We start from the raw sequence: 14,693 nt of genomic DNA, 5'->3' as shown, positions 1-14,693 counted from the left end.
GGCTGTCATCATGACACAGTCACAATCCACCACAGAGACAAGGCCTGCCCAACGGCTGTTTGAACCGTCGATCCTGAAAGGCGCGTTCAAAGATGCCTTCGTGAAGCTCGACCCACGGCAATTGATCCGCAATCCGGTGATGTTCGTTACCGAAATCGTCGCCATGGTCGTGACGATCCTGGCGGTCCGCGACCTGATTACTGGCAATTCAGCGGTGTTCTCCGGCCAGATTGCCGCCTGGCTCTGGTTTACCGTGTTGTTCGCCACTTTTGCCGAAGCCGTTGCCGAAGGCCGGGGCAAGGCCCAGGCCGATAGCCTGCGCCGCACCAAGAGCGAGCTTTCCGCCCGCAAAGTCACGGGCAATGCCGCCAACAGCCGGGAAACAACCACGGTTGCCGCCACGACGCTGAAGATTGGCGATGTGGTGCTGGTTGCCGCTGGCGAACTCATTCCCGGCGATGGCGAAGTGATTGAGGGCGTTGCCTCAGTCAATGAAAGCGCCATTACCGGCGAATCCGCACCTGTGATCCGCGAAGCCGGCGGCGACCGCTCGGCCGTCACCGGCGGAACCCAGGTTCTATCGGACGAGATCCGCATCAAGATCACCACGGCTCCCGGCTCGTCTTTCGTGGATCGGATGATTGCGCTGATCGAAGGCGCCGAACGTCAGAAGACGCCGAATGAAATCGCCCTGTCGATCCTGCTCTCCGGGCTGACCCTGATCTTCGTGATCGCCGTCGTCACGCTCTGGGGTCTTGCCAGCTATTCCGGCGTGGTGCTGACGGTAACCGTCATGGCGGCCCTGCTGGTAACCCTTATCCCCACCACCATCGGTGGCCTGCTGTCGGCCATCGGCATTGCCGGTATGGACCGGCTGGTGCGTTTCAACGTCATCGCCACCTCGGGCCGTGCCGTGGAAGCGGCAGGCGACGTGGATACGCTGCTGCTCGACAAGACCGGCACCATCACCTTCGGCAACCGCATGGCCAGCGATTTCATCGCCGTGCCTGGTGTCAGCGCCACTGAAATTGCCGAGGCTGCCCTTCTTGCCAGCCTGTCTGATGAAACACCTGAAGGTCGCTCCATCGTCGCATTAGCCACCGGCGAATACGGCCAGTCCGCTCCCGATGCGGCACCGGATGCGGTGATCCCGTTCACCGCCGAAACCCGGCTTTCCGGTGTCGATATCGGCGGTAAGCGTCTGCGCAAGGGTGCGGTGGATTCGGTCTTGGCCTTCACCGGTCTTGACGCAGCATCGGCACCCCGCGCCTTTACCGAGGCCGTCACCCGGATCGCCCAATCCGGTGGCACGCCGCTGGCCGTTGCCGATGGCAGCCGGTTGCTGGGTGTCATTCACCTGAAGGACGTGGTCAAGCCCGGCATCAAGGAACGCTTCGCCGCCCTGCGCGCCATGGGCATCCGCACAGTCATGGTAACCGGTGACAACCCGATCACCGCCGCAGCGATTGCCTCTGAAGCCGGTGTGGATGATTTTCTGGCCCAGGCAACCCCGGAAGACAAGCTTGCCTATATCCGCAAGGCCCAGCAGGGCAGCCGGTTGATCGCCATGTGCGGCGATGGCACCAATGACGCTCCGGCACTCGCCCAGGCTGATGTCGGTGTCGCCATGCAGACCGGTACGCAAGCCGCACGGGAGGCCGCCAATATGGTCGATCTGGATTCAAGCCCGACCAAGCTGATCGAGATTGTCGAAATCGGCAAACAGCTGTTGATGACGCGCGGCTCGCTGACGACTTTTTCGATTGCCAATGACGTCGCCAAATATTTCGCCATCATTCCGGCTCTGTTCGTCACCGCCTATCCGGGACTTGCCGCGCTCAACATCATGCAGCTCGCCTCGCCACAATCGGCCATCCTCTCGGCGGTGATCTTCAACGCGCTGATTATCGTCGCGCTGATCCCGCTAGCCCTCAAAGGGGTCGCCTATCGCCCGGTCGGGGCCGCAGCACTGCTGCGCCGCAATCTCCTGGTCTATGGCGTGGGCGGCCTTATCCTTCCCTTCGTCGGCATCAAGATTGTCGATCTCGCCATTACAACGCTGCATTGGGTGTAATCATGCTGTCCCATCTTCGTCCCGCCATCACCATGACCGTATTGTTTACCGGCCTTTGCGGCCTCGCCTATCCGCTGGCCATTACCGGCGTTGCGCAAGCGGTGCTACCCGCCCAGGCCAATGGCAGCATTGTCATGAAAGGCGATACCGTGGTCGGCTCGGCCCTGATTGGTCAAGCCTTTACATCGCCACGCTATTTCGCTTCGCGTCCATCGGCGACCAGCAATTCGCCCTATAATCCGCTGGCGTCAGGCGGCACCAATCTTGGTGCAACCTCGCAAAAGCTGAAGGACCAGATTGCCGCCGCTGTCACCGCCTGGCAGGCGAACGGTCGTAGTGGGCCAGTGCCTGCCGATGCCGTCACCTCTTCGGCTTCCGGGCTTGACCCGGATATAACGCCTGAAAACGCCCGCCAGCAGGTGGCGCTGGTTGCCAAGGCCCGCAACATACCGGAAAAGGATGTGGCGGCGCTGGTGGAAGCCCAAATGCAACCGCGGCTTCTTGGTGTGATCGGTGAGCCAAGGGTCAATGTATTACGGCTAAACATGGCGCTTGATGCGGCGGGAGCCACTCAATAAGGTCTATTCATGTCCGATGCCCAGCGCGATACCAACCGCCGTCCCGATCCTGATGCCCTGCTGGGGCTTGCGAACCGGGACGGGCGGGGAAAACTGACGATCTTCCTGGGAGCTGCCCCCGGCGTCGGAAAAACCTATGCCATGCTGTCGCGTGCTCGCGGTCAAAAGATCGCGGGCATCGATATCGTTATCGGCCTGGTGGAAACCCATGGCCGCAGCGAAACGGAACTGCTGACGGAGGGATTGGAAATCCTGCCGCGCAAGCAGATTTCCTACAAGGACCGGGTGCTGGAGGAATTCGATATCGACGCGGCGCTTGTCCGTCGTCCTGCAATCATCATTGTCGATGAGCTCGCCCACAGCAATGTACCGGAAAGCCGGCATCCGAAACGCCACCAGGATATCGATGAGCTTCTGGCCGCCGGCATCGATGTCTGGACAGCGCTGAACATCCAGCATCTCGAAAGCCTCTCGGACATCGTCACGCAAATCACCCGCGTCCAGGTGCGGGAAACCGTGCCGGACCGGGTGTTGAAACAGGCCGATGTGGTCGTGCTGATCGACCTGCCACCCGAAGAACTGATCATTCGCCTGCGGGAAGGCAAGATCTACCTGCCTGATAATGCCCGCCGCGCCACCGACAGCTTCTTTCGTCTTGGCAATCTGACTGCGCTACGCGAACTTGCCTTGCGCCGCACCGCCGACCGGGTCGATGACCAGATGGTCGACTATCTCAAGCAGAATGCCATTGAGGGGCCGTGGCGCACGGGTGAACGGCTTCTTGTCTGTATCGGCCCGGATGCACTCTCGGAAAAAGTGGTGCGAACCGCCAGCAATCTCGCCTCCGGGATGAATGCCCGCTGGCTGGTCGTCTCCCTGGAACAGGCTGATCAGGCAGATGAAAATCCCGGCGATCAAACCCGGATCGAAGAGCTGTTTCGCTTGGCGGAACGATTTGGTGCCGAAACCCGGCGTGTCCAGGGCCGCGATTTCGTTCACGAGATCCTGCGTCTCGCCAAGAAGGAACACGTCACCCAAATCGTCATCGGTGCACCGCAGCGTTCCCGCTGGCAAAAGCTTTTTCGACACTCCCTGCCGGATGCCTTGCTGGAAGTCAGATCGGGCATGGGTATTCACCTGATCACCGGCGAAGCCGCGCCTGACACAGTAAAGCGCGTCCAGCGGAACAAAGCCTTTTCCCTGAAAACCTTGCCGGTTCGGCCAAGGGATATCATCACTGCTCTGGTCACAACCACGGTGGCCGCCATCGGCGCACGCGGCATCATTGAGTTCGTGGCGCTACCCAATGTGTCGATGCTGTTTCTGCTGGCCGTGCTGGTTTCGGCGCTACGTGAGGGCTATGTCGCCGCCGTTCTGACCTCGGTACTGTCGGCGCTGGCCTATAATTTCTTTTTCATCTCACCTGTTTTCACCCTGACCATCGCCGCGCCGCATGAAGTCTTTGCCTTCGTCATGTTCATCGCAGCAGCACTGATCGCCGGAGGCATTGCCGCACGGATCCGCGCCCAGGGGCAGATCGCTGCCCGTCGCGCCACACAGACGCAGATCCTCTATGATGTCTCATCAAAACTCGCAGGCACGGTGGATGCCGATGGCGTGGTCTGGACCGCTGTCAGCCAATTGAACGGCATTATTAAAAGGCCTGTCGCCTTGCTTTCCTCGCAAAACGGCACGCTGACCTTACGCTCCTGCTGGCCACCCGATACCGAGCTTGGCGTCGCAGAAATGGCGGCGGCGCGTTTTGCCCTTGAGAAAGGCGAGGCCGCAGGTGCCGGAACAGGCACCTTGCCAAATTCGAAGCTGCAATTTCGGCCCCTGCGCAGTCCCGCCGGTACGCTGGCGGTCTGTGGCCACGAAATGGTGGGAGACCCTCTCGACCCGATGGAAGAGCGAGCGCTTTCCGCTATTCTGGACCAGGTGACAATCGCTCTCGACCGCGCCAATCTGACGATCCGCAGCGTCGAGGACCAGGCGCGGCTGGAACGAGAGCGGTTCCAATCGACGCTGCTATCTTCCATCTCCCATGATCTGCGCACGCCGCTTGCTACCATTACCGGCGCCGTCACCAGTCTGAAGGAGTTTGGCGAGCGCATGCCCGTCGAAAGCCGCCGCGACCTGCTACAATCCATTGAAGAAGAGGGTGAACGGCTGTCGCGTTTCGTTGGCAACCTCCTCGACATGACCCGCATCGAAGCGGGAGCACTGGAAGCAAAACACGATTGGGTGGATTTGAACGATGTGATTTCGGATGCTATCGCCCGCGCTCGCCGTGTCGCACCAGGCATCGACATCAGCGCCAGCATTGCTCGTGACCTGCCCTTGGTGCGGGCGGATAGCCTGCTTCTGGGTCAGGTATTGTTCAACCTGATCGACAATGCCTGCAAGCATGGTGGTGGCGAGCCGGTCACCGTTTATGCCCGCGCCGATGATACAGTGCTATCGCTTTCGGTAACGGACATGGGCAAGGGCATTTCGGAAAAAGACGTCGACCGGATATTTGAAAAGTTCTACCGTCGTGGCAAAGGAGCGGATGGCCGCAAGCCGGGGACCGGCCTTGGCCTTGCCATTGCCAAGGGCTTTGTCGAGGCGATGGGCGGAACGATCACCGTTGAAAGCCCGGCGGTGAAACGGATAGGCACGCGGTTCACGCTGCGATTTCCGCTGGAGGATATGGAAAAGGACCGGACTGAGGCATGAAAGGGCAACGCATTCTCGTCGTCGATGATGAGCCGCAGATCCTCCGGTTCCTGCGCCCTGCCCTTGCGGCGGCCGGTTACGAAGTGATTGAAGCCGACACTGGCAAGCAGGCATTGGCGCTGGTGGCAACCGCCGTGCCTGATCTGTTGATCCTCGATCTCGGCCTGCCTGATATGGATGGCAAAGAGGTGATCGCGCAATTGCGTCACTGGAACCCGATCCCGATCATCGTGCTGTCTGCCCGCGACAGAGAGATCGAAAAAATCGCAGCCCTTGATCTCGGTGCCGATGACTATCTCGAAAAACCCTTCGGCATCGGCGAATTGACCGCCCGTATCCGGGTGGCGCTTCGCCATAAGCCGCAAGCCGAACCCGCCCAATCCATCATCCGCAGTGGCGAACTCGTCATCGACATCGACCACCGCCTCGTCACAAGAGCGGATCAGCCGGTCAAGCTGACGCCGAAGGAATATGACCTGCTGCGATTGCTGGCCACCCATGCGGGCCGCGTCCTGACCCATGGCGCGTTGCTGAAAGAAATTTGGGGCCCGGCCCATGCCCACGACCTCCAATATCTGCGCGTCTTTATTCGCCAGATCCGCGCCAAGATCGAAAAAGACGAAAGCCAACCGGCAATCATCCTCACCGAGGCCGGGGTGGGGTATCGCTTTGTGCTGGCGTAACCGCGTTGATTTCCCGGGGGACTACGTAGGCATGGCGCGCTGACGCTGGGCCAAATGTGCAATTGCCAGGAAGGCGAGGACCGCAACACCGCCAATGGCGGTGTTGATTGCAAGAGCGAGATCCGTGCCCATCTTTTCCATCATCCATGCGAAGGCGAAAGGGGCCGTCGAAGACACGACCAACCGGACGGCGGTGACTTGACCTTGGCGCCTGCCGTAACCGGCGTTTCCAAACAATGCCAGCGGCAGGGTTCCCTGGACGATGCTGCCGAGGCCGGAGCCCAAGCCGAACAGGACCGCAAAGATCAATGCGCCTGAGAATGATGGGGCCGTCAACAAAAGCACCGCAACTGCCCCTGGCATCAGCAGTGCCGAAACCAACGCCAATGTCAGTTGAGACAGATCGCGGCCAAACATCATATTGGTGAAGCGGCTGAGAACTTGCGATGGGCCAAACAGGGTTCCGACCAATAGAGCGGCAGAGCCAAGGCCGAGCGCCGTCAACAGCGGCACCATATGGACGAGCAACGCCGCATTCACGAAGCTTTCGAGCGCAAAACCAGTCACCATCAGGAGAAAGGCGATAGGTCGCAACCTGTCGGGCAGCCCTCCTTCCACGATATGATGTGGCGTGGCGCTGGCAGCGATAGCTGGTGCATGACGCTCACCCACCCGGCGTGCCAGCCACAGATGAAGCGGCAAGCAAACGGCAAGATGAAGAAGCGCGTAAACCAGATAGACCTGCCGCCAGCTGAGATCGGCATGAAGGGCCGAGGTTAATGGCCAGAAAATCGTTGAGGCAAAACCGGCGATCAAGGTCAGATAAGTTATATTGCGTTGCGCACTCTGAGGCCGAAACTGGACAAGAAAGGCAAAAGCCGCCGTATATTGCACCAGGGTCGATGCCATCTCAATGACGATCAGCGCCATCACAAATGTAATCTTGCCCGGCGCAAGCGCGCAGGCGACAAGGGACAGCGCAGCGATCAGCGATCCAGCCGTCAGGACCCGACCTGCGCCATGGTCATCGAGGATGCGCCCTACCCAGGGCGCGGCCAGCCCGCCAGCCAGCAAAGCAGCGGAAAGGGTTGCGAAAATCCACTCGCTCGACCAGCCAAGATCAACCCCCATCGCGGGTGCGAGAATACTGAAACTATAGTAAAGCGTACCGTAACCGATGATTTGCGTCAGCCCCAAGGCGATGACCACAAGGATCTCGTCCCGGTCGAGCGACAGCGACAAGCGGCCGGGCCTGCTCGCATTCAGGCTCATAATGCTTTGTTGCCCGTGAGAGTTTCGAGCTTTTCAGCCGCTTCCTTCCGCTCGCTATAGCGGTCGGTCAGATAGCCGGATGCATCCCGTGTCAGGAGTGTAAACTTCACCAGCTCTTCGCAGACATCGACGACGCGGTCGTAATAGGAGGAAGGTTTCATGCGTCCGTCAGCGTCGAACTCTTGGAATGCCTTTGCAACGGAGGATTGGTTGGGAATGGTAATCATCCGCATCCAGCGGCCAAGAATGCGCATCTGGTTGACCGCATTGAAGGACTGCGATCCACCCGAAACCTGCATGATGGCCAGCGTCTTGCCCTGGGTCGGACGCACGGCACCGATGGAAAGTGGAATCCAGTCGATCTGGCTTTTCAGAATACCGGTCATCGCGCCATGACGTTCCGGGCTAATCCAGACCTGGCCTTCCGACCATGCCGACAACGTGCGCAATTCCTGGACCTTCGGATGACTAACCGGCTCTGCATCGGGCAATGGCAAGCCCGCAGGATCGAAGATCCGCACCTCGCATCCGAAATGCTCCAGCAGCCGGCCCGCTTCCTGCGCCAATAACCGGCTATAAGACACCGCCCGCAGAGAACCATAGAGGATCAGGATGCGAGGCTTGTGCGTGGAGACAGGCGGCCTCAAGGCCACCATGTCTGGATGCTTCAAATGCTGTTCGACAGCCGCTGGCAAATCAGACAAGGCGTTTGCCCTCGCTGTCCAGAACCTTTTCACCGTCTTCCTTGGTGAACGCGCCTTGATGGGTGTCGGGCAGGATCTCCAGGACCCGTTCGGATGGCCGGGCCAGGCGCGTTCCAAGCGGGGTGATCACGAACGGCCGATTGATCAGGATCGGATGTTCCAGCATGGCATCCAGCAATTGCTCGTCGGTGAGATCAGGATTATCCAGCCCGAGCTGCGTATAGGGCGTGCCCTTTTCCCGGATCGCTTCGCGCACGGAAAGACCGGCATCGGCGATCATCCGGGCCAGTTCGGCGCGGGTTGGCGGATTGGTCAGATACTCGATGACCTGCGGTTCGATGCCCGCATTGCGGATCATTGCCAGCGTATTACGGGAGGTGCCGCACTCGGGGTTATGATAGATCGTGGCGTTCATGGCCGGGCCTTTTCTTACGTGTTTGCTTTCTGGATGTCGCCTCTGGAAAGACCAGCAGCCTTCACTGCCGCGCCGCGCTCGTACCAGCCCTTGCTGCGATTGACGATCCAGACGACAGACAGCATGACAGGCACTTCAATGAGAACCCCGACGACCGTGGCAAGGGCAGCGCCAGAATTGAAACCGAACAGGCTGATGGCAGCGGCAACCGCCAGTTCGAAGAAATTCGACGCGCCGATCAGGGCTGAAGGACCAGCAATGCAGTGTTGTTCGCCCGTCATGCGGTTCAGCAGATAGGCTAGGCCCGAATTGAAATAGACCTGGATGAGGATTGGCACGGCTAGCAGGGCGATGATGGTCGGCTGCGCAATGATCTGCTCGCCCTGGAAGCCGAACAGCAACACCAGCGTGACCAGCAACGCCACGAGCGACATCGGTTGCAGCACCTTCAACAAACGATCAAGCGAGGCCGAAGAGCCGGACGAGGTCAGACTGCGCCGGAGGATTTGCGCCGCGATCACTGGAAGGATGATGTAGAGCACCACCGAAAATACCAGCGTATCCCAAGGCACGGTGATGGCCGACAGGCCAAGCAGCAGGCCGACGATGGGCGCAAAGGCCACGACCATGATCGCATCGTTCAATGCGACCTGGGAAAGAGTGAAATGCGGCTCGCCCTTCGTCAGGTTCGACCAGACGAAGACCATGGCCGTGCAGGGCGCGGCGGCCAGGATGATCAATCCGGCAATATAGGAGTCGATCTGTACAGCCGGTAACAGGGGCCGGAACAGGGTGCCGATGAACAGCCAGCCGAGCAGCGCCATGGAGAAAGGCTTGACCGCCCAATTGATGAACAGGGTAACACCGATGCCGCGCCAATGGCGGCCGACCTGCCCAAGCGCTGCGAAATCGATCTTGATCAACATCGGGATGATCATCAGCCAGATCAGCACAGCAACCGGAATATTGACCTTGGCGATTTCGGCGGCCCCGATAACCTGAAACACACCGGGTATGGCATGTCCGAGGACGATACCGATGATAATACACAGGAAAACCCAGACCGTCAGATAACGTTCAAATGTGGACATGATGTTTCTCCGGCTATGTCTTGGTAACCACGACCGGGCCAGGCGTAGCGCCCTCGACGGTACCTATCTGGCGCAACTGGGTTTGCAGCGCCAATTTTTCGATCGAGGCGATTGGCAGGTTGATAAATAGCGTGATCCGTTTTTTCAAATAGCGCGCCGCCAGCGAAAAGGCGCGACCGATTTCCACGTCGGAGCCGATGGCAGCGGCTGGATCTTCGACACCCCAATGCGCTGTCATTGGATGACCCGGCCAGACCGGGCAGGCTTCGCCAGCGGCTGAATCGCAGACGGTGAAGATGAAGTCCATTTGCGGCGCATCCGCCTCAGCAAACACGTCCCAGCTTTTCGAGCTAAACCCCGTGGCGGGATAGCCAAGCGCCTCCAGTGTATTCAACGCCCAGGGATGAACCTTCCCTTTTGGATAACTACCGGCAGAAAAAGCGCGAAAGCGCCCGCCACCTTCGGCATTGAGTATGGATTCAGCAAGGATCGACCGGGCAGAGTTGCCAGTGCAAAGAAAAAGCACATTATAAACTTGGTCGGTTGTCATGGCAGGTCCTTAATCTTTGGCAGTACAGCAGGCAGCAAGTTCAACCGAGGGCGTGCAAATTTCAGGATGTCCTGAACAGCAATCCTCCATCAGAAACCGAACAAGTCCACCCAGGGCGGCATAATTGGCGGTATAAATAATCGAACGTGACTGCCGTTGCGCGGCAATCAGTCCGGAATGCTCAAGCTCCTTGAGATGGAAGGAGATATTGGAGGGAGACACGTCGATCTTTTCGGCCAGCGCACCGGCCGCCATACCATCTGGCCCAGCCACAACAAGCATACGGACGATCAGCAGCCGGGTTTCCTGAGAAAGAGCGGCGAAGGCGGAGAGGGCCTGTTTTTGATCCATATTTCAATATTCCTTGAATGATTGAATTTACTTACTCAAGATCCCCAATAAATGCAAGAGAGAAAAATCGAGAGCTGCACGGTTGCATTGCAAGGCTCCGAAGCGGCAAGACCGGTCTCATCCATCGGTGTTTTTGAGCAAATTATTCCAACGGATACCCACCGGACAGCGCATATGACCTTTGATTTATTGTCTACTATTTCTATCGTTTATAAATATTGCGCAATGCAGCTAGCGAGATCGCATGCAATGTTGCAGGTCACTTTTGAAACCCAATGGAGGAGACGGATATGCCACACCAGAAAAGAGAGCCGCTGAAATTCGCCTATTGGGTTCCCAATGTCTCCGGCGGATTGGTCATCAGTTCCATCGAACAACGGACCCATTGGGGGATAGAGTATAACCGCAAACTGGCACAGATTGCCGAGCAGAGCGGCTTCGATTACGCCCTCAGCCAGATCCGCTTCACCGCCGGTTATGGCGCCGACAATCAGCACGAATCCGTTTCCTTCAGTCACGCGCTGCTGGCGGCGACGGAAAAGCTGCGAGTTATCGCCGCCGTCCTTCCCGGCCCCTGGCATCCGGCCCTGCTTGCCAAGCAGATCGCCACAATCAGCCACCTCACCAACGGGCGCGTCGATGTGAACATCGTCTCCGGCTGGTTCCGGGGTGAATTTGCGTCGATTGGCGAACCGTGGCTGGACCATGACGAACGTTACCGTCGCTCAGAAGAATTCATCCGGGCCATTCGCGGCATCTGGACCGAGGACACCTATAATCTGCGCGGCGACTTCTATCGCTTCAACGACTACTCCATGAAACCGAAACCGGAAGGCGGGGTTCCGCAGGTCTTCCAGGGCGGCTCTTCACGCGCTGCACGCGACATGGCGGCCCGCGTGTCGGATTGGTATTTCACCAACGGCAATACGCCGGAAGGCCTGCAAGCCCAGGTCGATGACATCCGCGCCAAGGAAAAGCTGTTCGGCAAGACCTGGCGCACCAGGATTGGCATGAATGCCTTCGGCATTGTCCGCGACACCGAGCAGGAAGCGCAGGACACCCTGAAGGAAATCATCGACAAGGCCATCCCCGATGCCGTCAACGGTTTCAAGCATGAAGTTCAGAATGCTGGTAACGCCTCGCCGGAGCGCGAAGGCAATTGGGCAAAATCCACCTTCCAGGACCTGGTTCAATATAACGATGGCTTCAAATCCAACCTGATCGGCACGCCACAACAAGTCGCAGAACGCATCATCGAGCATAAACGCGCCGGTGCGGACCTGATCCTGATGGGCTTCCTGCATTTCCAGGAAGAGGTGGAGTTCTTCGGCAAAAAGGTCATTCCGTTGGTGCGCGAACTGGAAGCACGGGAAGACGGCGCACTGCAAGCTGCCGAATAACCGATCGAAATACGCAGTTGCCCGTTAACCCAGGGAGATTTTCATGAATATCATTGCCAAGCCGGAAACATCAGGAATACCTGCCATCCCGCGTCCCATTGAGCCCGCACATGTGATCACAAGCGATGCGGAAGCCATCGAGATCGCCCATCGCCTCGCAGCAGATTTCGTCAAGGATGCGGCGATCCGGGACCGGGACAGAATTTGGCCGGTTGCGGAACTCGACGCTTTTTCCCAGAGCGGCCTCTGGTCGATCAATGTCCCAAAGGAATTCGGTGGCCCCGAGCTTTCTTATGCCACGCTGGCGAAGGTCATCGAAATCATTTCGCAGGCCGATTCCTCCATCGGACAGGTGGCGCAGAACCATCTGGGCGTCGTGGCGGCCATTCGCACCGTGTCCGACAAAGCCCAGCAGCAATTGATCTTCGGGGAAGTGCTGAAAGGCTTGCGGCTGGGCAATGCCTTTTCGGAATTCGGCTCGAAACGGGCCGCCGATTTCGAAACGAAATTTACGGATCATGGTGATCATGTCATCGTTAACGGCAAGAAATTCTACTCCTCCGGTGCGTTACTTGCCCACAAAGTGCCAATCGTCGCCCTCGATGAGGAAGGCCGTGCCTGGTATGCCATCGCCGACCGCGATGCACCGGGCCTGACGGTTATCGACGACTGGTCCAGTTTCGGCCAGCGCACCACGCTATCAGGCACCGTCATTCTAGAGAATGTCAAGGTGGACAAGGCCTGGCTGGTTCCGGGCTACAAGGGCTATGAGGTACCGACTGCCGACGGCGCAATTTTCCAGATCATTCAGGTGGCCGTCGATACCGGCATCGCCCAGGCGGCGATTGTCGAAACCATCGATTTCGTCCGCACCAAATCCCGTCCCTGGGTGGATTCCGGTCTGGAACGCGCCAGCGACGATCCTTATACGATCCAGGCTGTTGGCAGCCTTTCGCTTCGCCTGCATGCCGCGCAAGCACTGCTCGAAAAAGCTGGTCGCGCTATCGATGTGGCAGTTGCCGACCCCAATGCCGCCACCGTGGCACAGGCGCAAATCATCACCGCCGAGGCGAAAATTCTCTCGACCGAGATTGCCATTGAAGCCACCAATAAATTGTTCGAACTCGCAGGCACAAGGTCCACTTTGGCCGAGCACAATCTGGATCGTCATTGGCGTAATGCCCGAACCCATACGTTGCATGATCCGGTGCGCTGGAAATATTCCATTCTCGGCAAATATTACCTGAATGGTGAGAACCCACCGCTCCATGCCTGGAGTTGAGGAAAGCATCGGGCCGTTTCCGGTTTTCTGCGCGATGCAGTAGCCTAATGCCGATGAAATCTCGTGGAGAAACCTCATGCCTCCCGCTAAAATGCCTCAGGTCAAAAAGCCACCAACAATCGCCATCATTGGTGGCGGCTTTACCGGGGCAGCTGTCGCCTGGAACCTGGCGCGCAAGACACAGCCAGGCCATGTTCGCATCGTCATATATGAGCCGCGCGCCAGACTTGGCGGCGGCCTTGCTTATGATACGGCCGATCCGGCGCATCGCATCAATGTCCCCGCAGACCGGATGAGCCTCGACCCGGACGAGCCTCTCGACTTCCTCGATTGGGTCGGCAAGCACCGTCTGGATAAGGACGACCGGCAAGCGGCTTTGGACGATGGCAGGATATTTCCGCGCCGCCGCGATTTCGGTGTCTATATTGCCTCAAAGCTGGCACCTTATCTGGCCGATGGCCGGATAGAGCATGTCAAATCGGATGTCGTGGCGCTGGACCCGTCCATCCAAGGCTGGCGCGTAACACAAGCGAATGGAGCAATCCTGGAGGCAGATGATGTGGTGATTGCCACCAGTCATCCCTCCCCCAGGCCACCAAAGGCGCTTGCTAGCATTCTGGAAGGACACCCGCGCTTCATTCCCGATGCGACCGTACCGGATGCGCTCAACGCCATTCGCCCGGACGATGCCGTTCTTATCGTCGGCAATGGCCTGACAGGCGCCGATATCGCAGCATCCTTGCTGGCGCGAAGCCATCACGGGCCGATCACCAGCATTTCAAGACGCGGCCTACGCTCCAGGGGCCATGCCGGAACGATGCAGGAGCCCTATGGAGACTTCATCGACCCGCCCAGCCGGTCGATCCGGCACCTGACCCGCCGCATCCGTGAACAGATCAACCGTGCCGCAGCGGAAGGCATCAGTTGGCATGCCGTGCTGGACGCGGTTCGCGCCCAGGCCCAGGAAATCTGGAGCGGACTGCCACTTGATGAGAGGCGGCGCCTGGTGCGCCATCTGCGCCCGTTTTGGGATGTGCATCGGTTCCGCATCGCCCCGCAAGTGGAAGGGGCCATCAATCAGGCGATCAGCCGGGGCCAGATGGAGATACTGGCAGCGTCGGTCAAAACAGCGTCCTATGATGGCTCGAAAATCCGCATCTCCCTGCGTCTGGCACGCAGCACCGAAAAGGTGTCGCGCGTTGTCGATGCCGTGGTCATTGCCACCGGTCCGGCGCATGGCGCCATCATCGATAACCAGCCCTACCTCCGCAACCTTGCCTTGAAGGGCTTGATTGGTCTCGACCCAACCGGTCTTGGGCTTCATTGCGACCGGCAATCGCGCCTTCTCGATCAGCGTGGAGCGGTAGCGCCGGGCCTGCTGGTCGCCGGACCGCTTGCCCGTGGTACCTTTGGGGAATTGATGGGTCTGCCCCAGGTCGCGCATCATGCCCGCGACATCGCCGATCATCTGTATGCGCGGCTTGAGGAAGCCCGCCGCGATGCGCCAGCGACCGCCGAAGACGCAGCATAAACGATAGCCCGGCTGCCGTCCGTGGACGGCAGCCGGGATCTGTT

The 14,693-nt window shown here is 59.0% G+C and carries 13 protein-coding genes; 7 read left to right on the top strand and 6 right to left on the bottom strand.

The window, feature by feature from the left end; translation table 11 throughout:
- Positions 1 to 10 precede the first annotated feature (10 nt).
- Genes kdpB through ASB66_RS00205 form a run of 4 tightly spaced genes read left to right on the top strand, consistent with a single transcriptional unit; the run spans position 11 to position 6,053 of the window.
- Positions 11 to 2,074, top strand: a complete 2,064-nt coding sequence (gene kdpB / locus ASB66_RS00220) for a potassium-transporting ATPase subunit KdpB (RefSeq protein WP_060716182.1) — start codon at positions 11 to 13, stop codon at positions 2,072 to 2,074.
- Between the two features lie 2 nt (positions 2,075 to 2,076).
- A complete protein-coding gene (gene kdpC, locus ASB66_RS00215) occupies positions 2,077 to 2,652 on the top strand; it encodes a potassium-transporting ATPase subunit KdpC (RefSeq protein WP_060716181.1) in 576 nt (191 codons plus the stop codon).
- Positions 2,653 to 2,661: 9 nt separating this feature from the next.
- A complete protein-coding gene (locus tag ASB66_RS00210; RefSeq protein WP_114386139.1) occupies positions 2,662 to 5,370 on the top strand; it encodes a sensor histidine kinase in 2,709 nt (902 codons plus the stop codon).
- On the top strand, positions 5,367 to 6,053 hold the full coding sequence (locus ASB66_RS00205; RefSeq protein ID WP_060716140.1) for a response regulator: 687 nt from the start codon (positions 5,367 to 5,369) through the stop codon (positions 6,051 to 6,053). Before ASB66_RS00210 ends, ASB66_RS00205 begins: the two co-directional genes overlap by 4 nt.
- Positions 6,054 to 6,074: 21 nt before the next feature.
- Here the strand turns inward: ASB66_RS00205 and arsK are convergent, their stop codons facing one another.
- From arsK to ASB66_RS00175, 6 genes are read right to left on the bottom strand one after another with little or no spacing between them, the layout of a single operon-like run.
- Positions 6,075 to 7,325: an arsenite efflux MFS transporter ArsK gene (arsK, locus tag ASB66_RS00200; protein ID WP_114386137.1), complete on the bottom strand. Its 1,251-nt coding sequence runs from the start codon at positions 7,323 to 7,325 to the stop codon at positions 6,075 to 6,077.
- Positions 7,322 to 8,029 (bottom strand): arsenical resistance protein ArsH, encoded by a 708-nt coding sequence (arsH, locus tag ASB66_RS00195; protein ID WP_060716142.1) that lies wholly within the window; start codon positions 8,027 to 8,029, stop codon positions 7,322 to 7,324. Before arsH ends, arsK begins: the two co-directional genes overlap by 4 nt.
- The gene (gene arsC, locus ASB66_RS00190; protein ID WP_060716143.1) at positions 8,022 to 8,444 is read right to left on the bottom strand and encodes an arsenate reductase (glutaredoxin); all 423 of its coding nucleotides are present in this window, start codon (positions 8,442 to 8,444) and stop codon (positions 8,022 to 8,024) included. Before arsC ends, arsH begins: the two co-directional genes overlap by 8 nt.
- 14 nt (positions 8,445 to 8,458) lie before the next feature.
- A complete protein-coding gene (gene arsB / locus ASB66_RS00185) occupies positions 8,459 to 9,535 on the bottom strand; it encodes an ACR3 family arsenite efflux transporter (RefSeq protein ID WP_060716144.1) in 1,077 nt (358 codons plus the stop codon).
- 13 nt (positions 9,536 to 9,548) lie between these two features.
- Positions 9,549 to 10,085, bottom strand: coding sequence for an arsenate reductase ArsC (locus ASB66_RS00180; RefSeq protein ID WP_060716145.1), 537 nt, complete (start codon positions 10,083 to 10,085; stop codon positions 9,549 to 9,551).
- 9 nt (positions 10,086 to 10,094) lie between these two features.
- Entirely contained in the window at positions 10,095 to 10,436 is a 342-nt protein-coding gene (locus tag ASB66_RS00175) for an ArsR/SmtB family transcription factor (protein WP_060716146.1), read from the bottom strand.
- A 290-nt stretch (positions 10,437 to 10,726) separates the two neighbouring features.
- Between ASB66_RS00175 and sfnG the strand changes: the two genes are divergently transcribed.
- From sfnG to ASB66_RS00160, 3 genes are all read left to right on the top strand, one after another.
- Entirely contained in the window at positions 10,727 to 11,836 is a 1,110-nt protein-coding gene (gene sfnG / locus ASB66_RS00170) for a dimethylsulfone monooxygenase SfnG (RefSeq protein WP_060716183.1), read from the top strand.
- Positions 11,837 to 11,879: 43 nt separating this feature from the next.
- Positions 11,880 to 13,118, top strand: a complete 1,239-nt coding sequence (locus ASB66_RS00165; RefSeq protein ID WP_060716147.1) for an SfnB family sulfur acquisition oxidoreductase — start codon at positions 11,880 to 11,882, stop codon at positions 13,116 to 13,118.
- 76 nt (positions 13,119 to 13,194) lie between these two features.
- On the top strand, positions 13,195 to 14,649 hold the full coding sequence (locus ASB66_RS00160; protein ID WP_060716148.1) for an FAD/NAD(P)-binding protein: 1,455 nt from the start codon (positions 13,195 to 13,197) through the stop codon (positions 14,647 to 14,649).
- Positions 14,650 to 14,693: the final 44 nt, after the last annotated feature.

It is taken from the genome of Gillisella vitis (assembly GCF_001541345.2).
GTDB lineage: Bacteria > Pseudomonadota > Alphaproteobacteria > Rhizobiales > Rhizobiaceae > Allorhizobium > Allorhizobium vitis.
Note: the sequence above shows the minus strand (reverse complement) of the source record. Positions and strands in the feature narration are given on the sequence as shown.

Coding starts and splice junctions, on each gene's coding strand:
- ASB66_RS00180 (WP_060716145.1), bottom strand. CDS start 10,085: ATGACAACCGACCAAGTTTATAATGTGCTTTTTCTTTGCACTGGCAAC.
- ASB66_RS00175 (WP_060716146.1), bottom strand. CDS start 10,436: ATGGATCAAAAACAGGCCCTCTCCGCCTTCGCCGCTCTTTCTCAGGAA.
- arsB (WP_060716144.1), bottom strand. CDS start 9,535: ATGTCCACATTTGAACGTTATCTGACGGTCTGGGTTTTCCTGTGTATT.
- sfnG (WP_060716183.1), top strand. CDS start 10,727: ATGCCACACCAGAAAAGAGAGCCGCTGAAATTCGCCTATTGGGTTCCC.
- ASB66_RS00205 (WP_060716140.1), top strand. CDS start 5,367: ATGAAAGGGCAACGCATTCTCGTCGTCGATGATGAGCCGCAGATCCTC.
- kdpB (WP_060716182.1), top strand. CDS start 11: ATGACACAGTCACAATCCACCACAGAGACAAGGCCTGCCCAACGGCTG.
- ASB66_RS00210 (WP_114386139.1), top strand. CDS start 2,662: ATGTCCGATGCCCAGCGCGATACCAACCGCCGTCCCGATCCTGATGCC.
- ASB66_RS00165 (WP_060716147.1), top strand. CDS start 11,880: ATGAATATCATTGCCAAGCCGGAAACATCAGGAATACCTGCCATCCCG.
- arsK (WP_114386137.1), bottom strand. CDS start 7,325: ATGAGCCTGAATGCGAGCAGGCCCGGCCGCTTGTCGCTGTCGCTCGAC.
- kdpC (WP_060716181.1), top strand. CDS start 2,077: ATGCTGTCCCATCTTCGTCCCGCCATCACCATGACCGTATTGTTTACC.
- arsC (WP_060716143.1), bottom strand. CDS start 8,444: ATGAACGCCACGATCTATCATAACCCCGAGTGCGGCACCTCCCGTAAT.
- ASB66_RS00160 (WP_060716148.1), top strand. CDS start 13,195: ATGCCTCCCGCTAAAATGCCTCAGGTCAAAAAGCCACCAACAATCGCC.